13 protein-coding genes are annotated in these 19,817 nt (G+C 40.9%); 8 read left to right on the top strand and 5 right to left on the bottom strand.

The features are described 5' to 3' along the window. The first annotated feature begins 34 nt into the window (after positions 1–34). Positions 35–1,069: an acyltransferase family protein gene (locus tag QE382_RS23420; protein ID WP_307187984.1), complete on the top strand. Its 1,035-nt coding sequence runs from the start codon at positions 35–37 to the stop codon at positions 1,067–1,069. 46 nt (positions 1,070–1,115) lie between these two features. Here the strand turns inward: QE382_RS23420 and QE382_RS23415 are convergent, their stop codons facing one another. Further along, the gene (locus tag QE382_RS23415; RefSeq protein ID WP_307187983.1) at positions 1,116–2,465 is read right to left on the bottom strand and encodes an amidohydrolase; all 1,350 of its coding nucleotides are present in this window, start codon (positions 2,463–2,465) and stop codon (positions 1,116–1,118) included. 115 nt (positions 2,466–2,580) lie between these two features. Next, a complete protein-coding gene (locus tag QE382_RS23410; RefSeq protein WP_293956005.1) occupies positions 2,581–3,477 on the bottom strand; it encodes a helix-turn-helix domain-containing protein in 897 nt (298 codons plus the stop codon). 282 nt (positions 3,478–3,759) lie between these two features. On the opposite strand from QE382_RS23410, the gene QE382_RS23405 reads away from it, so the two are divergent. Next, complete coding sequence (locus tag QE382_RS23405; protein ID WP_307187982.1) at positions 3,760–6,816, top strand: beta-L-arabinofuranosidase domain-containing protein; 3,057 nt, start codon at positions 3,760–3,762, stop codon at positions 6,814–6,816. 58 nt (positions 6,817–6,874) lie between these two features. On the opposite strand, the gene QE382_RS23400 is transcribed toward QE382_RS23405, so the two are convergent. The 3 genes from QE382_RS23400 to QE382_RS23390 all read right to left on the bottom strand — a co-directional run bounded on the left by QE382_RS23400 (position 6,875) and on the right by QE382_RS23390 (position 10,793). Continuing rightward, positions 6,875–7,888: a DUF4625 domain-containing protein gene (locus QE382_RS23400; protein ID WP_307187981.1), complete on the bottom strand. Its 1,014-nt coding sequence runs from the start codon at positions 7,886–7,888 to the stop codon at positions 6,875–6,877. 44 nt (positions 7,889–7,932) lie between these two features. Further along, positions 7,933–8,409 carry a DUF4625 domain-containing protein gene (locus QE382_RS23395; RefSeq protein WP_293956000.1) on the bottom strand — a complete coding sequence of 159 codons (477 nt, stop codon included), beginning with the start codon at positions 8,407–8,409 and terminating at the stop codon, positions 7,933–7,935. 215 nt (positions 8,410–8,624) lie between these two features. Continuing rightward, the gene (locus QE382_RS23390) at positions 8,625–10,793 is read right to left on the bottom strand and encodes a TonB-dependent receptor (RefSeq protein ID WP_307187980.1); all 2,169 of its coding nucleotides are present in this window, start codon (positions 10,791–10,793) and stop codon (positions 8,625–8,627) included. A 227-nt stretch (positions 10,794–11,020) separates the two neighbouring features. Here QE382_RS23390 and QE382_RS23385 point away from each other — a divergent pair, with 227 nt between their 5' ends. The 6 genes from QE382_RS23385 to lepB all read left to right on the top strand — a co-directional run bounded on the left by QE382_RS23385 (position 11,021) and on the right by lepB (position 19,669). Further along, positions 11,021–13,498 carry an SEL1-like repeat protein gene (locus tag QE382_RS23385; protein WP_307187979.1) on the top strand — a complete coding sequence of 826 codons (2,478 nt, stop codon included), beginning with the start codon at positions 11,021–11,023 and terminating at the stop codon, positions 13,496–13,498. Positions 13,499–13,505: 7 nt separating this feature from the next. Further along, entirely contained in the window at positions 13,506–15,293 is a 1,788-nt protein-coding gene (locus QE382_RS23380; protein ID WP_307187978.1) for an HSP90 family protein, read from the top strand. Between the two features lie 86 nt (positions 15,294–15,379). Continuing rightward, on the top strand, positions 15,380–16,441 hold the full coding sequence (locus tag QE382_RS23375) for a hypothetical protein (protein WP_307187977.1): 1,062 nt from the start codon (positions 15,380–15,382) through the stop codon (positions 16,439–16,441). Positions 16,442–16,554: 113 nt separating this feature from the next. After that, positions 16,555–17,028: an LIC11966 family surface protein gene (locus QE382_RS23370; protein ID WP_307187976.1), complete on the top strand. Its 474-nt coding sequence runs from the start codon at positions 16,555–16,557 to the stop codon at positions 17,026–17,028. Between the two features lie 290 nt (positions 17,029–17,318). Further along, a complete protein-coding gene (locus QE382_RS23365) occupies positions 17,319–18,053 on the top strand; it encodes a hypothetical protein (RefSeq protein ID WP_286770420.1) in 735 nt (244 codons plus the stop codon). Positions 18,054–18,091: 38 nt separating this feature from the next. After that, on the top strand, positions 18,092–19,669 hold the full coding sequence (gene lepB / locus QE382_RS23360; RefSeq protein ID WP_307187975.1) for a signal peptidase I: 1,578 nt from the start codon (positions 18,092–18,094) through the stop codon (positions 19,667–19,669). Positions 19,670–19,817: the final 148 nt, after the last annotated feature.

Genomic DNA, 19,817 nt, shown 5'->3' with positions numbered 1-19,817 from the left:
GTAGATGGGAGAAACCGTGTATATTTGCAGCCAAATGTTGGAGTCCAAAAGAATTTATCAAATCGATCTGTTTCGATTTATTGCAGCATCAGCAGTAATGTTTTATCATTATATGTATCGCGGGGCTGCTGCTGGAAATATGTCTCTTTTACGTTTTGATGGTATTGGTGACTATGTCAAATATGGTTATCTAGGCGTCGATCTATTTTTTATCATCAGCGGTTTTGTGATCGCTTTCTCGATCAAGCATCTATCGTTGCGTAAATTCTGCTATTCTCGATTTAAACGCTTGTACCCAATGTATTGGATTTGCTTGCTGCTGACCTTTGTGATTACCTATTTTTTTGGCGCACCGCGTTATTATGTAACATTTAGTCAGCTACTGGCCAATGTGACGATGACGCAGAAATTATGGGGACAAGGCGATGTAGATGGTGCCTATTGGTCACTCTATGTCGAGTTGAAATTTTACCTAGTCATAGTCTTATTCCTGATTCTAAATCAATTTAAAAGAGTAGGATTAGATTACCTGGTTTATTTTTGGCTATTATTGTCAAGTTTACGATTTTTTTTCGGGCCGTCCGAAATGTATGATGGGCTTCACGAGTTTTTTTTACTCGATTGGAGTGCCTATTTTATTGCAGGAATTATATGTTGCCAAATTTTTTTGCATGGCGTAAAAGTCAAGCATGTGATCACCTTACTTTGGTGCTTTTACATTTCGATCGACGGCGCTATTGGTCGGATTCACTGGCTGGAGCGTACTTTTCATAGTGATTTTTCTCCTTATATCATTGGGACTGCCATTGCTGTGTTTTACTTACTTATGTTACTTGTTTCCTTTAAAAAGCTTCAGTTTATTAATTCGTCTAGGTTTGTTAAAATAGGCATGTTGACCTATCCCCTGTATTTAATCCATCAGCATATAGGGTTTATCATTTTTAATCAGCTCTATCCGTATATCAATAAATACGTGCTCCTTTCAGCTGTTGTAATGCTGATGTTAGCACTTGCTTATTTCTTAAGTGATCGTATTGAACCGTGGATCGTTAAACGTTTTAAGAATTAAATAAGCAACCGAGCGTAGAAGCTATAAAGGAAATATTGTCCGCTGACTAGAAGACAATATTTCCTTTATAGATCAGCAATTTCACTGGCGATATCCTTGAAACTGCTTCTGCGGAACAGCTGGCTTCGAGCAAGGCAATATCTGCACTATCTCCGACTTTGGGCCATTGCATATTGCCTTTATCGTCCAAAGGAGTGGGGCCAGCAGTGGCCAGCTTGAGCATGCGAGATAAGCCAAATTCAGTTGTTTGGCCATACACCTGGGCTGCAAGATTGGCCTTTTGTAACACACTGCCCGTACCAAATGTATTCCAATGGTCTACAATACTGTCATTTCCCGTCATCACCTCAACGTTGTTTTCCAGTAACGTTGGGATTGGCATAATTAATCCGCCGAATGGAATTGTAGAAATGATGCCAATTTGTGCGTCGCCGAGTTTTGCTGCGATTTCTTGTTGTTTGGATTTTTCTAACCGACCCAATACAAAACAATGGCTGAGGTAGGTCTTACCTTTGAGAACTGGGTTCTCGTTCACTTTGTTAATTAAGTATTCTACAGTTTTTAAGCCTGATTCACCCGATTCGTGCAAATGAATATCAATGCCCTTGTTATGATCTAATGCCAGCTGAACCGTAAAATCCATTGTTTTTTCAATAGCTCCATCAATGGAAAATGGGTCTATTCCACCGATAAAATCAATATTGGTTTTGGCGGCTTCCTTAAGGTATGGCACCGAGTCAGTATAGTATACACCGTGCTGCGGAAAAGCAACCAGTTCAGCCCCGAATCCATCTTTCTTGTTTTCCAGTGCCAATTGTAGCTTACTTAAAGCGTCTAGTTTGGATGTCGGTTCAATATTAACATGACTGCGTGCGAAAGTAGTACCGTTACGTTGTAATAGTTCGATCAGTTTTTCTGCTTTATAGGTTGCTTTTTTTAATAGTTCAGGTAGAATTTTCTGTTCGAGGGCAATCATACCTTTTACACCTCCGGCCCTTTGTCTTACTGCCTGCCACTTGTCACCATAATAAGTTTTGTCCAAATGGATGTGCATATCGCGGAAAGAGGGTAGCATCAAAAGGCCTTTTGCATCGATAGCATCGGAAGCATTACTATTGGAACTTATAGCCTTGATCTTACCGTCTGCAATCTGAATAGAAAATAGGCTTGTCGTTGTTGAAATCACATGGCCATCAGTATCGTACTCAAAGCCCGTTTCTAGCAACACATTTTTTAATGTATAGTTTTTTTCAATCGTGGAGTTGCTCAATAGATTTTGGTTCACCATTTTATGGCGGTTTTGTGCAATTAAAATTGCTGGTATAAGTGTCGAACCTGCAAGTGCGAACGTAGAGTTTCTAATAAATTCCTTGCGGGTAAAGGCCATTGATTTCATAAGCGCATCGTTGTCTAAAAAAAAGTATTTGGTATCTGTAGGTTACAAATTTATAGGACTCTGTGCTATTTTTGCTGGGAGATACCTGCCTTTTCTTGTGTAATTTATCTATTTTTCATTTTCCTCTTAACAAACTTGATGTCTCCCCCGCTTGAAGATTGTCTCTAAAGTCACTGGGACTGGTACCTATCTGCAGTTTAAAGAAATTCGAAAAATAAGCCTGATCTGCGAATCCCAACTCAAAGGCAATTTCTTTGATGGACCGTTCGGAGCTTTGTAAAAGCCTTTTCGCTTCAATGTTTATTCGTTGGTGGATAAGTTGTGTAGCTGATATTTTCAAATGCTTTTTACATAGGATATTCAGATAATTAGCTGAAATATTAAGTTTTTCGGCATAAAATGCGACCATTTTCTGTTCCCTGAAGAATTCGTCAATCAGCATGTTAAACTTAGCAAGTCGCGGAACAGATTGATAAACCTTGAATTCGGTGAACGCAGACTCTGCCTCTCGACTTACAATCGCCGCAATGACGCCCGCTCGGGCACTAATTAAAGGAATAAGTGAGTTTTCTCTTTTCAATTCTTGTTTGACGGATTCAAATTCATAAAGTAATTGTGCAAAGGAATCTGCAGTGAGATCAATGACAGGATGGTTTTGATAATTGGTAAAAGAAAAGCGAAAAAAAGGTGCAAAATGTTCAAAGAGAGGGCGCTCAATCATGAGTTGGTAAGCTACAGTATCGGCATAGATATGCCATTTGTGCATTTGGCCTGGAAAGAGAATATGTACCTGATGATCTTTTATCCTATAGTCGATAGAATCGATGGTATGTACGCCAGAAGCTTTATGAAAAAGATTAATGATGAAAAAATCATGCTTATGCGGTGTTTCGATAAGCCGTTCGCCATGGAGTTCGTTAAATAGGAGCTCTTCTCGTCCCGCTGTCTGTTCTTTTCGGAAACCATCCAGACCGATAACTGGCACCCAAATTTTTAAATTTCGCTTTTCCATAGAATCTTATCAAATCTAAAATACAAAATACCTTCGAGTATTTGGGCATACGTGGTATTATAGGGCTTTCTTCCAATTGGGGATATCGTTATTAGCAGGAGTGTTAGTTAAAATCGGGAGAATATCGGCTAAAATAAACCTATATATAATGAGCTTTTGTGATTAATTTTATAAATGTCAGGGGGACATCAATCAAGAGTGTGCGTCGTGTAGCTAAGCACACTCAATCGAGGCGGGCAATACTTAAACCGATGATTATGAATACACGAAATAGATAATATTATGAAAAGATATAAATTACATGTGGCAATACTTCTTACGATTTTTATCAAAACGATAGATGTCGCGGTAGCGCAAGGTGGAGATCAGATATTGGATGGAATTGGTGAGACAGGAATGGTGGCCCGTTATGTCTTTGATGGGGATCTAAAAGATTGGTCAAGGAATGGTCTGCATGGTAAATTTCAAGGCGAGAAGGCACTATTTGTCGCTGATAAGCAATTTAACAAGGTATTGTCTCTAGCCGGAGGAAAGGATGATTTTGTTGTATTACCGTCGAACGTACTCTCGGATTTGGAGTCTATTAGTATAACAGGCTGGTTGTACTTGAGGGCAGCGCAGCCTGAACAATATCTTTTTGACTTCGGACAAGATCTTGCGAGGCATTTTGCGGTAACACCAACAGGAACAGCGCTAAAAGCTGGATATTTAGGTGTTATCTCTCAAAAGAAGGCTGAAGTAAAAAGTGCAGCCTCTCCTGCGGTTCCTTTGAAAAAATGGGTGCATTTGGCCATTGTGGTCGATATTACTACAGGGGCTTTACAAACGTATTTGGACGGAAGGCTCGTTGGAGAAGTCAAAAATATTCCACAGGAACTGAGCGCAGTCTTTGGACAGCAGGTAAGCAAAAGAAAATTACAGATTGGAAAACCCTTATTTGGCGGCAATTCGAGTCTAAATGCTCTGCTGCACGATTTCAGGGTCTATCGGGTGCCCCTTAGTCGAACTCAGATTGCCACGATATATGGCAATGCATTGAAAGGCGTACACGAAGACACTAGCACCAAAGGCAAGCCCGAGGATGATTTACCTAGATTTCCGATGAATAAAGCAGAGCTGTATAATGCCTATTTAACTGGAGTCGCAGATGTCAGCGTGGAAACGGAGGTTGGGGAATTGCCGCGATTGCCTAATTATGTCGTTGGTACTTATAAAGATGGTATGGTAGGGCCGAAAGTACGGGTGCTATGGCCTTCTCCAACCGATAATAGCACAGTTTTGCAGCAGACAGCCTACACGATAATTGGACGCATTCCGGGAACGGATCTTAAACCAAAAGCAATTGTTAGTGTCAAGGGAAAGATAAAGTCTAACATCCCTCACTTAAAATTGGAACCCTTTCATTTGGATCAGGTGACTCTCAATGTAGACGAAGAGCATCATCACACAAAGTTTATTGAAAACCGTGATAAGTTTATGGATACATTGGCTAGATCAAACCCCAATTCTTTCCTTTATATGTTTCGTCATGCTTTTGGACAAAAGCAACCAAAGGGTGCAAAGCCTCTGGATGTATGGGATAGCCAGGATATCAAATTACGGGGTCATGCAACGGGACATTACCTAACAGCAATTGCGCAAGCTTATGCCAGTACAGGGTATGACAAAGCCCTTCAAGCAAAATTTTTAGGTAAAATGGATACGATGATCAATGAGCTTTACGCTTTGTCAAAATTGTCGGGAGTGCCGAAGCAATCGGGGCAAGCATATGTCGCTGATCCGGCGGCAGTGCCTGTTGGTCCTGGTAAAACAGCTTATGACTCTGATTTTAGTGATGAAGGAATTCGTACAGATTACTGGAACTGGGGGCTTGGATTTATCAGTGCCTATCCTCCCGACCAGTTTATAATGCTTGAACATGGGGCAAAATATGGCGGTCAGAAGAACCAGGTTTGGGCACCTTATTACACCCTGCATAAGATCCTCGCCGGTCTGATGGATGTTTATGAAGTAAGCGGAAATAAAAAAGCATTAGAAATTGCACAAGGCATGGGCAATTGGGTGTATACCCGTTTAAACAATATACCAACCGAAACATTAATCAACATGTGGAATACCTATATTGCAGGTGAGTTTGGCGGGATGAACGAAGTGATGGCAAGGTTGTATCGTATTACGGGTGAACAGAATTATTTAAAAACCGCCCGTCTATTTGATAACATTGATCTGTTTTACGGTAATGCAGCACATACACATGGACTGGCAAAAAATGTGGATACTTTTAGAGGATTGCACGCCAATCAGCATATCCCACAAATTGTAGGGAGTATGGAGCTATACCGTGTAACAAATGATCCGCAATACTATAAGGTAGCCGACAATTTTTGGTATAAAGTCGCCAGCGATTATATGTATAGCATTGGTGGTGTGGCGGGGGCTAGGAATCCGGCCAATGCCGAGTGTTTTATCAGTCAGCCGGCAACATTATATGAGAATGGATTTTCTGCGGGGGGACAAAATGAAACCTGTGCAACCTATAATATGCTGAAATTAACGAGTGATTTGTTTATGTTCGATCAGCGTGCAGAGCTGATGGATTACTATGAACGTGGATTATATAATCACATATTAGCTTCGGTTGCGGAGAATAGTCCCGCAAATACCTATCATGTTCCTTTGCGTCCTGGCTCAATCAAACAATTTGGAAATGCAGATATGCAGGGGTTCACCTGTTGTAATGGGACGGCTATAGAGAGCAGTACCAAATTGCAGAATACGATTTATTTGAAAAGTAAAGATGATCAATCATTGTATGTTAATTTGTATATCCCTTCTACCTTGCAATGGAAGGAGCGGGGGATCAAGATAGAACAACAGACAAATTTTCCAAAAGCAGATCATACATCGTTGACCATACGGGGTAATGGCAAATTCGATCTTCATGTTCGAGTACCAAGTTGGGCGACAAAGGGATTTTTCGTTACTATAAATGGGGTTGACCAAAAAATTGTCGCCGATCCTGGAACTTATCTTAGCATACAGCGCAACTGGAAAGATGGTGATGTGGTCACCTTAAAAATGCCCTTCGATTTCCATCTCGATCCGGTTATGGATCAGCCGAACATCGCAAGCCTATTTTATGGCCCCGTTCTTTTGGCCGCTCAGGAACGTACTGCAAGAAAAGATTGGCGTAAAGTAACTTTCGACGCAAAGGATATTGGTAAATCTATAAAAGGAAACCCAGAAACATTGGAATTTTATATAGACGATGTGCTTTATAAACCGTTTTACGATACCTATGGGCGTCATTCGGTTTACTTGGATGTGAGTCTAAAGTAACAGTAAAAAAGTACACCTTGCCATTTTCTTAAGCTGACAAGGTGTATTTTTCTTGACACTAATCTTCCTCTGCATGCAGTTCGAAAGACAGCTTAACGAGGTCTTGACCTGCAAACTTGGTTTCATAATTTGACAAGTTCCAGTCGGTACGGGTAATGGTTGCTTTAGTGGAGGAATCTTTTAATTTCCTTAATACAAAGAGCACCTGCTTTTCCCCTGCATTGACATTGCCTGCGGTAAAGTAGGTGATAATTCCGGTCGTTTCTGTAGCATCACTAATCGTTGTTCCATCGGCATATTTAGTTTCGCGTGTTTGAAATATGGCGCCATTTTCACCAGTGGTGTTAGGATTTAAAATAAATGATCCGCCTACAAGAAATGCTTTATAGTAATCTGCAGTAGACTTATTGAGGATATACTGATTTTGAATCTCCTGTGCTGATGTATTGTATTGTTTAAATTCAATTTTATAGATTTTGGCGGGATGTAGGTGCGCGTGACCACCAGATAGAGCTTGACCTTTTTCGTTGAAGTTGATGGTCATGGGTTCTGCATTGCTCTTGTCAGCTAGATCGTGAAAATGGTTTCCATGGGGTGTTCCTGCTACTTCTGTGAAGATAAGTTTAAAACTCGGTTTTACATCGGCGGCCGTAATCGTTAATGCTGATTCTGCTGTAGTCGCATTTCCGGCTTTGTCGGTTACTATAAAATGAAAATGATAGGCTCCTGCGGGTGCATCCCCCGGAACATCGATGTGTTCATGAAATGTCGCATTTTTTACACCAATGTATTTTCCATCCGTATAGGCTTTTGTAAACTTATACTGACCGCCACCTTCTTGATGAACCTCAATTTCGATTTTAGCAATCAGTGCTTCGGCAAGAATATCACCTTCAAGATGAAGATCTGATCCCGCTTGGACAGTTTTGTTATTGCCACTGCCGATTTCAAGTGTGCCTATCTGGGGTTTTGCAAGTGCTGGGATTTCATCGTTGTCATTCTTACAGGACGATAGGAAGCCTAAAAGAATTGTACTTAACAGGAAGAAGAAGCGAATGTTTCTAGTTTTCATGTAAAATGGATTTAATTAAATTGAGTTGATAAATATGTATGGTATTACTCGAGTATACGGATGCTGATTCCCTTCTGACTGCTCCATCCCGCCAAGTCAGTCACCTGAATCATAAAATGATAATTACCCGGATCGATATCTGCTGGCACATCGATTTTTAATTCGGCATCATATTGCTGTGGCTGCCCCAGAATATTAACTGTCTTGACCAAAGTGAAGGGCTTGATGGGCGTTTTGATCGCCTCAACCGTACATTCGCCGATTTCAGTGCTATGCGAATGATGGTCAAAATTATGGTGTACGTCAATGCTATAGCTCCCGAGCGCGACGTTATCAGATAGCTTACTGCGGAAAGTAAAGCTTGTACCGCGTTTAATTGTGCTGCATTGTTTTGGGAAAGCCGTTTCCGAATCGATGGCGATGGTCGGTTTTTCGGTATCAATGCTTTCCTTATCTTTTTTACAGGCAACGGCCATCGTAAGTAACACCGCGATAAGTGTATATTTTTGGACTGTTTTCATAGGAGATAGTTTCAATTTTAAATTTTTATTCATTCGTATATCTTTTATTGGTATGCATGTCTGTGTGACGCTAGGTTATTCATTTGTCTTCGTTAAAAATTGTGTAAGAGTTCACTGTACACTTCGATTTACGTAATTCATTGCGATCAAAGGCTTATTTAAAGATGCTATCTTTCGTTAATGTTATTTTTATTCTTTATTCACGGTGGCTCATGTTATGATCGGGACTGTTTTCCAAAGGGAACTCCAATGGATAGGATAAAATTCCTTCCCTGTTCAGGCAAAGAGATCAGCCGATAAAAGCTGGTATGATCCATATATTTCTTGTCAAAGAGATTTTGAACCTGTAAGCGTAATTGAAGGACAGATCCCGAAAACCGAAGTTGTGTTCCTGCCCGGAAGTTGAAGACCTGATAAGCTGCTGTGGACTCTTCTGGTGGAACAACGTGATACTGCGCTGCTGTCCATTTGCAATCGACGGAAAGGTAGGTCTCTTTAAAATGTTTGCTATTTTTTGCTGTCCAGCTGATGTCCATCAACGCTGAAGGTGCCGGAGAGAAAGGAAGTGTATATCCTTTCTTTGCACCCGATAGTTGTTCCGATCGAACATATTCACCCAATAATTCTACTTTCCATTGTTTCAGAGGCTGGTAGCTGAGTTTCAATTCTGCTCCATAACGGCGAACACGGCTTTCCATATATTCAAAGATTTGATTGCCGGCACCATAATATTGATCGTAGCTTGACGTGGGATTAAGATAGATATAATTGGAAAAGTAATTAAAGAATGGCGTAAAGGCGACAAAGACTTTTCTGGGACTCCAGGTCAAGGATAAATCCAGTTGATAGGACTGTTCGGGAGACAATGATTGATTGCCTCTTTCATAACTGAAGTAGTGATAGTTGACACCATTGGCGCCAAGCTCCTGTGCAATGGGGGCCCTGAAACTTTTTCCTACATTAATTTTTGTTTCTAGATCTCCGAATTGATGTGCCGCTCCTATAGACCAAACCAGGCTATTGAAACGACGACTGAGCGCCGAAGCCCGAACTATTCTGCCCGACTGATTATCTTCCAGCTCTGATTCGAACCAATCCTGATAAGGTGATGTCTGAATATAGCTGTAATCGTAACGCAATGCCCCATATAGCATGGTTTCGTCCGCGAGTTTGTATTGATCATAGACGAATAGGCCCATTGCCTTTTGGCGAAAACTGGGGATAAGGAAGCTCCAACCATCAATACGGTTATCCTGATACTCTCCATTTGCGCCAATGGTAAGTCGATGTGTGGCCAAATCAAATTGGTCTTTTACAGTGATACTATAGACCTGTTTCTCATATAACCTTTCCAAATTGATGGGAATAGTCATATCTTTTGGATAAACAGGTGGCATATAACCATGCGCGGTGTAATTGTTATATTCTTGCCGGTAATTTTTCTGATAGCCCAGGTCTATCCAAAGCTTATGCTTATCCAGATCGATAAAGTTGCGGTTAATAAGTTTCAGGTGATCGACCGTCTGGCTTGGGAAACCAATGTCACGACTGGATTTGTCATAAAGTACTGTATCTACGCCCCTTGGTTCCAAGCCGTGCGCATTGGCAAAGAAGCCAAACTTTGTATGATAATTACTCAGGTAGAAAATCGAAGAAAAACGATCTGATAGATATCCGCCGCGTAGTTGAAAATGTGTCTCTCGTCCCGCAGTGTTACGAACATGCCGATCTTTCAGACGTACCGCATAATTGTAAACATAGACTGTATCTGTGGGGACACGGTAATCGCCATATTCCAGATGCGTGAATCCGCCTCCAAATACCCAATTCCCTTTTCGGCCCTGTGTTTGTAGCGATCCGCCAAAAGTCGCGTTGTTTGACTTTGTCAATAGGTTAAACTGCCCCTTAAAACCTGTCTCCTGTAGTTCCGCTGGCGGTGATAGCCGAATGACACCACCAATGGCATCTGAGCCATACAAAAATGAGCTGGCCCCCTTTAGTACCTCGGCACTCCCTACACTGAATTGATCGATTTCCAATCCATGATCCAGTCCCCATTGTTGGCCTTCATGTTTAATGCCATTTTCTACCGTGGCCACACGATTAAATCCGAGCCCTCTAATCTGCGGTTTAGACTGATTGGCCCCTATGCCTATGGCACTGATGCCGGGAAGTCTGCTTAATGTCTGCATTAAACTTCCCGCCTGGTATTTTTGTATAGAGTCGGCAGTCAATAGCTGGATCGATAATGCTCCTTCTGCTGCCCGGTGATAACGTCGCCCTCCAACTTTTACTTCTTCAAGCTCGATACTCTTCTCCTGTCCATAACATGGGAAAAATAGCTGTTGTGCTGCGATAAGTGAAAAAATGATATACCTATTCATCTATGTGGATTCGATTCGTAAAGCGTAATTCGTGCAATACATATGGTATTCCAATTAATATATTGCAATTAAGTTGCAACAAATATAAGTAAAAAGATTTTAAAAGCAATGTAGTTGCATTATAATAAACGGAATTGACTGTATGATACAGTGGCAAAGTTTTTGTTGCTTTTTGGCGCCTAAAGAGTATAAAAAGCATGTTTTACAAGTAGTACATACGATGATATATGAAGTTAAGTGAAGAATATTCTATTAAAGTTGCCGCATTGCAATCGGCTGAACATCAATTTACAGTTGACCTTTCGAAACGAATTGCGCCCGATATATGGCTTGATGTCCTGATTTATTTCGAGCACAACTTGGAGCAGTCCAGTGCGGCTGCACTTTATGATGCATTATTTGAAAAAGGAACTGATTTTGCTGCAAATGTCTATTTGAACGATGAGGACTATACTTTTTTTATCGATAAAATCAGGGCAGTATTGGAACGCTATGCTGCTATAAATCCGCAAGCGTGGGTCGAGTTGGGGCTACAACATGTTTTATGTCGCCGGCATGCTGTAGAAAAGGAAAAAGCGTCATTTTATTTAAATAGAGGTATAGACGCTGAGGTTAAATGGGCGAGACCTCTTTATCTATATTATAATTATTTAAGTGTATTGGCTGATATCGACCGGGACACCGCCAAAGCTGAGCTCGAATCGCTTGCTTTGAGAGGCGATCTATATGCAATCGCATATATTTCCCATATCGATGTGTGGACCGAAAAATTTGAAGAAGTTTTTGATCGAATTCAGGTGCTGAGACACGCTCAGGAGAAAAAACTATTACGCCATTATTATGAAGCGTTACAATTTTACTACGCTCGTAAAGACAATAAAGCCAAACGCCTGGAGATCCTGGAAGAGGGTATCGCCTTGACCGATTCCCGATACTGCAGGTTTGTTCTGAATGATATAAAACGCGCAGATGCAAATTCTTCCGTTGAACTGGAACGTCTTATACCAGAATATCACGAATTATTTGAATATGGAATGATGGACGCTGCAGTGCAGATAGCGCTCATCAAACTTCAGGGATTGAGTAACGATAATCAGGTAAAGGAGGATTTCAAGCAGCCACTATGGTATTTGCAGAAAGCATACGACTACAATAATATTTATGCAGGTTATCGTCTTGCCTGTCTTTACCTCTATAATGACACACTTCAGGATATCGAAAGGGGCCTGTCTTTATTGCAGCTACTCGACCAGCGAGATGATTATGTCGAAGCGCAGGTTGAACTTGCGGAAATACTGTTAGAAGGAAGATTCCTGCCGAGAGATGAAAAATCTGCCTTCCAGAAATTTAGTGCACTGGCAAAAAAAAATATTGCCTATGCAAAGTTGCGTCTGGGCAATGTGATAGAATCTGGCTATGATGGAATAGATCCCGATTACAAGGTAGCTTTTGCCTATTATCAAGATGCCGCAAAAGATAAACTCCCGCAGGCTTTATATCAGGTCGGCAGGTACCTGAAATATGGCATTCATGGCGAAGAACCTGATTTGGCTGCTGCAATTCCTTACTTCGAAGAAGCGGCCACTTCTAATAATGTTACTGCACTAACGGAAATGGGATTAGCGTCCGAATTGAAGGCCGAACCAGACTACAAATTGGCTTTTGATTATTTTTCACGTGCAGCTGATCTGGGTTACCCATATGCTTATTATCTGAAGGGAATTTATTTAGAAAATGACTATCACCAGACAGGCGCTCCTCAGCCAACCGCTGCTTTTGCCACCTTTGAAGCAGGTGCTAGCATGCAAGATTTAAATAGTATATATGAACTAGCTCGATGTTACCGCGGTGGCATAGGTACGGAAATAAATCTAGATCGGATGATCGATTTATACCAAAAGGCTGCCGAGCGAAACCATGTGCAGGCATTGACTGATCTTGCCCTTTGTTATGAATATGGTTATGGACTAAGCAAAGATGCTTTTAAAGCACAAGAATATATTAAAAAGGCGGCTGATTTAGGTTTTCCGTATGCAATCTACGTCTTGGGAAGATACTATTTGACCGGCCTTGTGAAACAGGATGTGCTCCTTGGTCTTCAATTGCTGGAAGAGGCTGCACAAAAAAATGTAGGTGAAGCATTGTTGCTGCTAGGCGACTATTTTTTCTTCGACTATGATCAGCGTGAAGAATATGATAAAGGCTTTGATTACTATACGCGTGCTGAGAAGCTTGGATATTTGACAGATGGACTGGGTATGTGTTATGAGTTTGGGATCGGAATAGAAGCACAGCCAGCAAAAGCATTTGAGTATTATAAACAGGCCGCAGAACGAGGAAATCAGGAAGCGATCTATCGACTGGGTCGCTGTTTGTATTTCGGAATAGGTGTCGAGATCGATAAAACAGCTGCTTATAGCCAATTTATTGAAGTGGCGCAACAAGGAAATGTTTATGCCTGTTATTTTGTTGGCTTACAACTGCTGGACGGAGAAGGTGTACCGACAGACCTTCATGACGGTATTGAATGGCTGATGAAAGCTGCCGATGCTGACCATGCTGATGCACAATTTAAATTGGCCAACTGCTACCTTATGGGAGATGGCGTGGAAGAAAATGAAGCGCTTGCCTTGGAGTGGTTTGAACGGGCGGCAGATAATGGACATGAAGAAGCTATTCGATTGACAAAGAAAACGAGAAAGTAACAAAAACATGCAGGAAGAGAAATCATATTCCTTTCAGGTAAACTTGAAAGGAATGATCGCGCTGCTCTCAGAGCACCTATATAGCGATCCCAACACATTTATTCGGGAACTGCTTCAAAATGGGGTGGATGCAATTACAGCATTGAAACACTTGGATGAACATCACCAAGGAAAAATCAAGATAGAATTACCAAACGTTGAGCAACCTAAATTTATGTTCCAAGATAATGGAATAGGTCTCAAGGAGTCCGATATCCACCAATTTTTGTCGGTTATTGGCGAGAGTTCGAAAGGTAAGGACATCAAGGATGCACAGGATTTTATTGGAAAGTTTGGCATTGGACTGCTCTCTTGTTTTGTCGTCAGTGATGAGATTATTGTGGAAACAAAATCGGCACTTGAACAGCAACCCTTACGCTGGACGGCTAGAGCTGAAGGCGACTATAAGATTGAGCGCCTGAGTGATGATATTCCTGTGGGAACGAAGGTAATTTTAAACCCCAAAAAACAATACAATTATATTTTTGAAGCGGACTATTTCGAGAAGAAAATTAAGTTTTATGGAGATGCACTGCGAGAATCCATTTCAATCGTGGTAGGAGGTGTTGAAAAGATCATCCATAAGGATGAACCTAAATGGCTTGCTTCATCGGTTTCGAAAACAGATTTGTTAGCGATAGGGAAAGAGCTATTTCATGTCAACTTTTTGGACGCAATTCCATTTGAAACGACTGCGGGAAAAGCAAAGGGCGTGTTGTATGTTTTACCTTTTCGTACGCAATTTAGCAGCAAGCAGCGTCACCGTATCTATTTGAAGCGCATGTTCCTTGCCGAAGAAGATCAATCGATTTTGCCAAACTGGGCATTCTTTGTCCGTATGCTTGTCAATACGGAGGAACTTAGTGCAACCGCATCGCGGGAGTCTCTGATGAAAAATGATTTGCTGCGGCAGGCGAGAAAGGAAATTGCTGCCGTTTTGAAGACGTACCTGCAGCAAGTGAAGAAGATTGATTACGATATTTATATACGTATTATCCAAACGCATTATCTTCATTTGAAAGCATTCGCCCTAGAAGATCCCGATTTCCTAGCAATCTTTTTGGCGGATATCCCGTTTGAAACCAACCGTGGACAACGAAGCTTTCAAAATATAATTGATTATCAGCAACAACTCTATTATTGCGCCGACTTTGAAGATTTTAAACAAATTGACCGAATGGCTGATACGCAGGGGATAATGCTTATTAATGCTTCTTATACGTTTGATACCGAGCTACTCCGTAAGATCAAACAAAAGTATCCCGAATATAATATTACAGAGATGTCGCCAAATCAGCTGCTAGAGACCTTTCAGACGATTCATGAAGACGAGCATCATCAATATTTTTCTTTTCAGAAAGATGCACAACGTATTTTGGACGACTACAACTGCGTTTTGGAAATTAGACGGTTTAAACCAGTTGATACGCCGGCCATTTTTACAAAAATGGACCAAAATAACGTGGAAAATACGATTAGCCAATTGAAGGAAAATGCAAATCCCTTTGCGCAGGTACTCAAGACGTCCAGGCCAAACAAGATCCAGAATACATTATGCTTAAATGCCGATAATGCATTGATCACCACGCTAATGGATATAAAGGATGCGTATATGCTCCGTTCAGTGATGGAAGTCCTGTATGTGCAAGCATTGATTTTAGGCAAGTATCCGGTACAGGAACGTGAAATGAAAGTCTTGAACGAGGCCCTGAAGAACCTCATTGTCATGGGACTGGATAATTTCGTGAATCTTTAAAGCCTTTTTTAAGTTTCTCATCCGGTCATTAGAAAAGTTGTTTATAACGGAACTATAATTCATTAAAAGAACACAATAAAATAGAAATGTATACACTTAAAATTCAGAAACTTCGCAATCAAGTTGCGCGAGTAGATAATACATTGGAGAAAGTCAACCTATTGACGCAGGCTATTCGGATTGCTGATGAAAATCAAGATATTGAATGGGGATATGAGCTCCGTTTAGATTTAATTAGCGAAGAGATCGATCTTGCTTTCTCGACCGAATCTTTACCTGCTTTTGCTTGGATACTGCAGGCGTATGATGAAAATCCGGAACGCTTTAACGAAGAGGATTTCTTATGGCAGTATAAATGGATGATGGCCGAACTATATGACAATCCCGCTGTCAGCCGTGAACAGATAGAAGCTGCTCTAGGCGACTTTGAACAACGGTTGATCCGTAATGGTTATGGTAAGCGTGCCATATACAACGAGGAACTCAGTGATGCCCTGGCGCAAAAGGATCTGGCTGCTGTTGAAGTGGCATTGACGAATGTGAATGCTTTGCAACGAGATGATATGAGTGACTGTGAAGCATGTGAAATGGATGCAGAAGTATCAGCAACATTATTGCAGTATGGCTATGCCCCAGCAGTAGAAAAAGCTTTGCCACTCATTAAAGGACAGTTCACCTGTTCACATGTTCCTCTGCGTACTGCCGTAAACCTTGCATATGAAGGTTACAAGCATGGAGATGCTGAACAAGCAGACAGAATGGCAAAACTCGCAGAAACGGAGGTGTTTAAGAAAGAGAAAGATTCCGCAATATTAATATCAGCTATTAAACTAGCAACATATTTCTCGTATACCGACCTCGGTAAATCCAAGGAATGGATCGAACGATTTTTACCCTGGGCCGATGGACCCGAAAATAGATCCATGTTTCAGTTGGCGTGCTACGTTTGTGAAGCCATGAAAAATTTTAGAGCTGACGAACATTTTATGCTTGAGCTAGGTCAGCAGCATAATCTTTTCCAAGGTAAAACTAGCTACACAGCTAGCGAACTGGCTGGGCATTATAGGAAATTGGCGCATCAACTTGCGGATCGGTTTGATCAGCGTAATGGCAATAACAACTTTCGCAATCAACTAGCAGCCTTATAGGTTTCAATAGCTTCGTAAATCCCTGATTTCCGTGATGGGATTGCGCTATGTTCGAAGCTATCCTTGTTTACATGTGTTACAAATCCTAAAATTTAAAATAAAAATAGATCAATATGATTAAAAAGATGATTACCGGCGTATTGACCGTGGTGGTTCTGACTATGTCGAGTTGTGGGTCGGTAGAAAAAGATCCTGCAGCATACAATAATTCGATTATTACCGTAATCAACGGAAGTGAAAAACATGTGACGGACATGAATGCAGCCATGAATGGCTCCGATTATACGAAAGCCGAACAGGTCCGCGCAGATTGGGAAAAATCTTTGAATGATGATATTAAGAAAGTAGAAGATCTGGGAGATTTCAAAGGCGATGCGACATTCCAAAAAGCAGTTCTTGATGGCTTAAATGGGTATAAGAAAATCGTTACGGAGGATTATCCCAAATTGATTGAGCTCCGAAAAAATAAAACACCAGATGCGACCAAAGAGTCTGCATTGCTTGACAATATTAATAAAGCGTTTGAAAATATGAGCAATGGTGTCAATAAAGCATCTACAGCATTTGAAAGTAAATATAAAAGTTAAAATCATTGCATGCGCAGTTCGGTAAGCCACATCAGCAAAAATGATGTGGCTTTGTTTTTTACCGTGCAACTGTTGTTGCTTGAGAAACACGGAATCCTAAAATCTTCGCAGTATTGGAGGACAGCACCTCGCAAAACAAAATGCTAACAAACGTTAAAACTCCTTAGGCTGAACTTGAATTTCATATTTTTATGTAGTTTTACGTGAAGCTTGGCGGAGAGTGCCAAGTATAAGTGAATACAGTCAAGAGAGTTTATGCGATCAAAAGCTATTGACAAAAACAGATTTCAATGAAAGCCATATCAAGTTTAACTGCTGTGATTTTGTCTTCCTGCGCCAGTATACTAATGACAGCCAGTGCCCAGGAAGCCGCAAAAAAATTGGATTACGTAGTGCTTATGAACGCAGATACCCTTTATGGAAAAATCTCCTCCATCAAGGATCACAAACTCAAATTTGAAAATCAACAGAAAGAGAAACTAACTTTTACCCCAGATCAGGTATTTCGTGCTTACTGGGAGTCAAAAAGAAAAGTCTATGCACCCTCTTATGTCGAAAATGGCTTGGAACCTGTTCAGGGAACTTCTCCACAAGTATTTCAAATAGGTCGATATTATACAGAGGAGCCAACTTTTGCAGAAGTGTTGGTTGATGGAGAAATAATGGTTTATTATGTGTCTAATTTGAATCTCGGTGGTGGCGGCGGAATGATGTTTGGTACAGGCGGTGGAGGTACGATGTTATCCATTGGAGTCAGTAAGTCTAAATATGCCTATGCATTAAAAAAGTCAACCGGTGAGGTGATTGAAATAAATAGCAATACGAATGGACTTTTTAGCAACAGCAAAAAGAAGCGGACAATTGCTTTGGGGCGTTTGATCAATGACGAACCGGAGCTATTTGCTGAGTTTGAAAATGAAAAGAAGTACGATTATGATCTTTTTATAAAGTACGTTATGCGCTACAATGAGCTTCAACTTTCAAAAACCTCTTCCGAGGAGAGAAAGAAACTTATTATTTATTGATATTTTTTTAATTACTGATTCTGCAATTAAACGAATTTATGATACTTACAATCTTTATTGTATTGACAATAATCGCAGCCTACGGCTTTTGGTTGCTATTTGAAAAAGCAGGACGCAAAGGCTGGGAGGGAGTTGTGCCCGTCTATAGTCAGTGGATCCAATCACGTATCCTAGGCAAGAAGACCTGGCAGCTGATCCTTTTGCTGGTACCGATCGTTAATATTTTTGTATTTTATAATCTCTACCTCGATTTTATTCATTGTTTTGGTAAAAGAAGATTTTGGGAAAACTGCGCCGCAGTACTGGTCCCTTTTATCGTTTTACCTCTTTGGGGCAAAGATAAAAATGTGCAATTTCTAAATGGGCTATACACCAAAAATCTGAAAGCAGCGCATGCCGAAGGTCGCGGGGCGACAAAGGAAGCTGAGTTGGAGATCGCACATCAATCTTATATGGATTATAAGAAGAAATATCCCTATAAAAAATCAATGGTGCGTGAATGGGCCGACGCGATTGTGTTTGCAACTGTCGCAGCAACGCTAATTCGTGGATTTCTATTGGAAGCATTTATGATTCCATCGGGTTCTATGCAGCAGTCTCTACTCATTGGCGATTATCTTTTTGTGAGTAAACTAAATTATGGTCCTCGCATTCCCAATACACCAATAGCCTTTCCTTTTGCACATCATACGATGCCATTAATAGGAGGGAAAGCCTTTTCTGAACTCATTAAAATTCCTTACAAACGATTGCCCGGATTTCAAGAGATCAAGCGGAATGATGTAATCGTTTTTAATGCACCTGCCGGTGATACGGTTGCTGTGGAAAATCAGGACTCGCCCTATTATGATTTGGTGCGTAGTATGGGACGTGAAGCAGTACACCAACAATTTACGATTCAGACCCGCCCAGTAGACAAACGTGAACATTTGATTAAGCGATGTGTGGGAATGCCGGGAGATAAAATCGGTATGAAAGAAGGGGTATTGTTTGTGAACGACAAGCCAGGTTTTGTTGCTCCGGAAAGTCAAATGGATTATATTGTGATGACCGATGAGACTGGTCTGGACGAACAGCGCTTGAAAGATATGGGAATAGAAGTCTCTCCCATTCAGCCCGGCGCTTATCTCATCTTTTTAACCCAAGAACAGGCGGCAATGGTGAAATCCTGGTCCAATGTCAAATCCATGCAAATGAACTTGGAAAAACCGGGAGTTGCACAAGCAAATACCTTTCCAAATGATCCACAATACAAATGGAACTACGACAATTTTGGCCCCTTAGTTATTCCTAAGAAAGGAATGACTATTCCATTAAACGCACAGACCTTTCCACTATACGAACGAGCTATCCGTGTGTATGAAAAGAACCAATTGGAAAAGAAATCGGATGGGTTTTATATCAATGGAAACCGAACAGATTCCTACACCTTTAAAATGGATTATTATTGGATGATGGGCGACAATAGGCACAATTCGCTCGATGCGCGGGATTGGGGATTTGTTCCGGAAGATCATATTGTCGGAAAAGCATTATTTACCTGGATGAGCTGGAATGCAGATGGTAATGGACTTTCCAAAGTACGGTGGAATAGAATTTTTAAAGGGATTCATTGACAAAGCAGCGTTTTGTTAATCAACTTGTTGTTCTAAAAATAGCGCTTACGATAGGATGGCGCTATTTTTAGTTTAATAAGCCTTTGTCTTCTTTTGTGGATGCTTCGTTGATAACGAAATGGACTCAACGTAAAATAATAACCTAATT

Source organism: Sphingobacterium zeae (assembly GCF_030818895.1).
In the GTDB taxonomy this organism is placed as follows: Bacteria; Bacteroidota; Bacteroidia; order Sphingobacteriales; family Sphingobacteriaceae; genus Sphingobacterium; species Sphingobacterium zeae.
This window is presented reverse-complemented; position numbering and strand designations above follow the sequence as displayed.

What these genes read in the sequence shown, in the direction of transcription:
- QE382_RS23380 (WP_307187978.1), top strand. Translation starts at nt 13,506, where the DNA reads ATGCAGGAAGAGAAATCATATTCCTTTCAGGTAAACTTGAAAGGAATG.
- QE382_RS23390 (WP_307187980.1), bottom strand. Translation starts at nt 10,793, where the DNA reads ATGAATAGGTATATCATTTTTTCACTTATCGCAGCACAACAGCTATTT.
- QE382_RS23395 (WP_293956000.1), bottom strand. Translation starts at nt 8,409, where the DNA reads ATGAAAACAGTCCAAAAATATACACTTATCGCGGTGTTACTTACGATG.
- QE382_RS23370 (WP_307187976.1), top strand. Translation starts at nt 16,555, where the DNA reads ATGATTAAAAAGATGATTACCGGCGTATTGACCGTGGTGGTTCTGACT.
- QE382_RS23400 (WP_307187981.1), bottom strand. Translation starts at nt 7,888, where the DNA reads ATGAAAACTAGAAACATTCGCTTCTTCTTCCTGTTAAGTACAATTCTT.
- QE382_RS23420 (WP_307187984.1), top strand. Translation starts at nt 35, where the DNA reads ATGTTGGAGTCCAAAAGAATTTATCAAATCGATCTGTTTCGATTTATT.
- lepB (WP_307187975.1), top strand. Translation starts at nt 18,092, where the DNA reads ATGATACTTACAATCTTTATTGTATTGACAATAATCGCAGCCTACGGC.
- QE382_RS23375 (WP_307187977.1), top strand. Translation starts at nt 15,380, where the DNA reads ATGTATACACTTAAAATTCAGAAACTTCGCAATCAAGTTGCGCGAGTA.
- QE382_RS23410 (WP_293956005.1), bottom strand. Translation starts at nt 3,477, where the DNA reads ATGGAAAAGCGAAATTTAAAAATTTGGGTGCCAGTTATCGGTCTGGAT.
- QE382_RS23415 (WP_307187983.1), bottom strand. Translation starts at nt 2,465, where the DNA reads ATGAAATCAATGGCCTTTACCCGCAAGGAATTTATTAGAAACTCTACG.
- QE382_RS23365 (WP_286770420.1), top strand. Translation starts at nt 17,319, where the DNA reads ATGAAAGCCATATCAAGTTTAACTGCTGTGATTTTGTCTTCCTGCGCC.
- QE382_RS23405 (WP_307187982.1), top strand. Translation starts at nt 3,760, where the DNA reads ATGAAAAGATATAAATTACATGTGGCAATACTTCTTACGATTTTTATC.
- QE382_RS23385 (WP_307187979.1), top strand. Translation starts at nt 11,021, where the DNA reads ATGAAGTTAAGTGAAGAATATTCTATTAAAGTTGCCGCATTGCAATCG.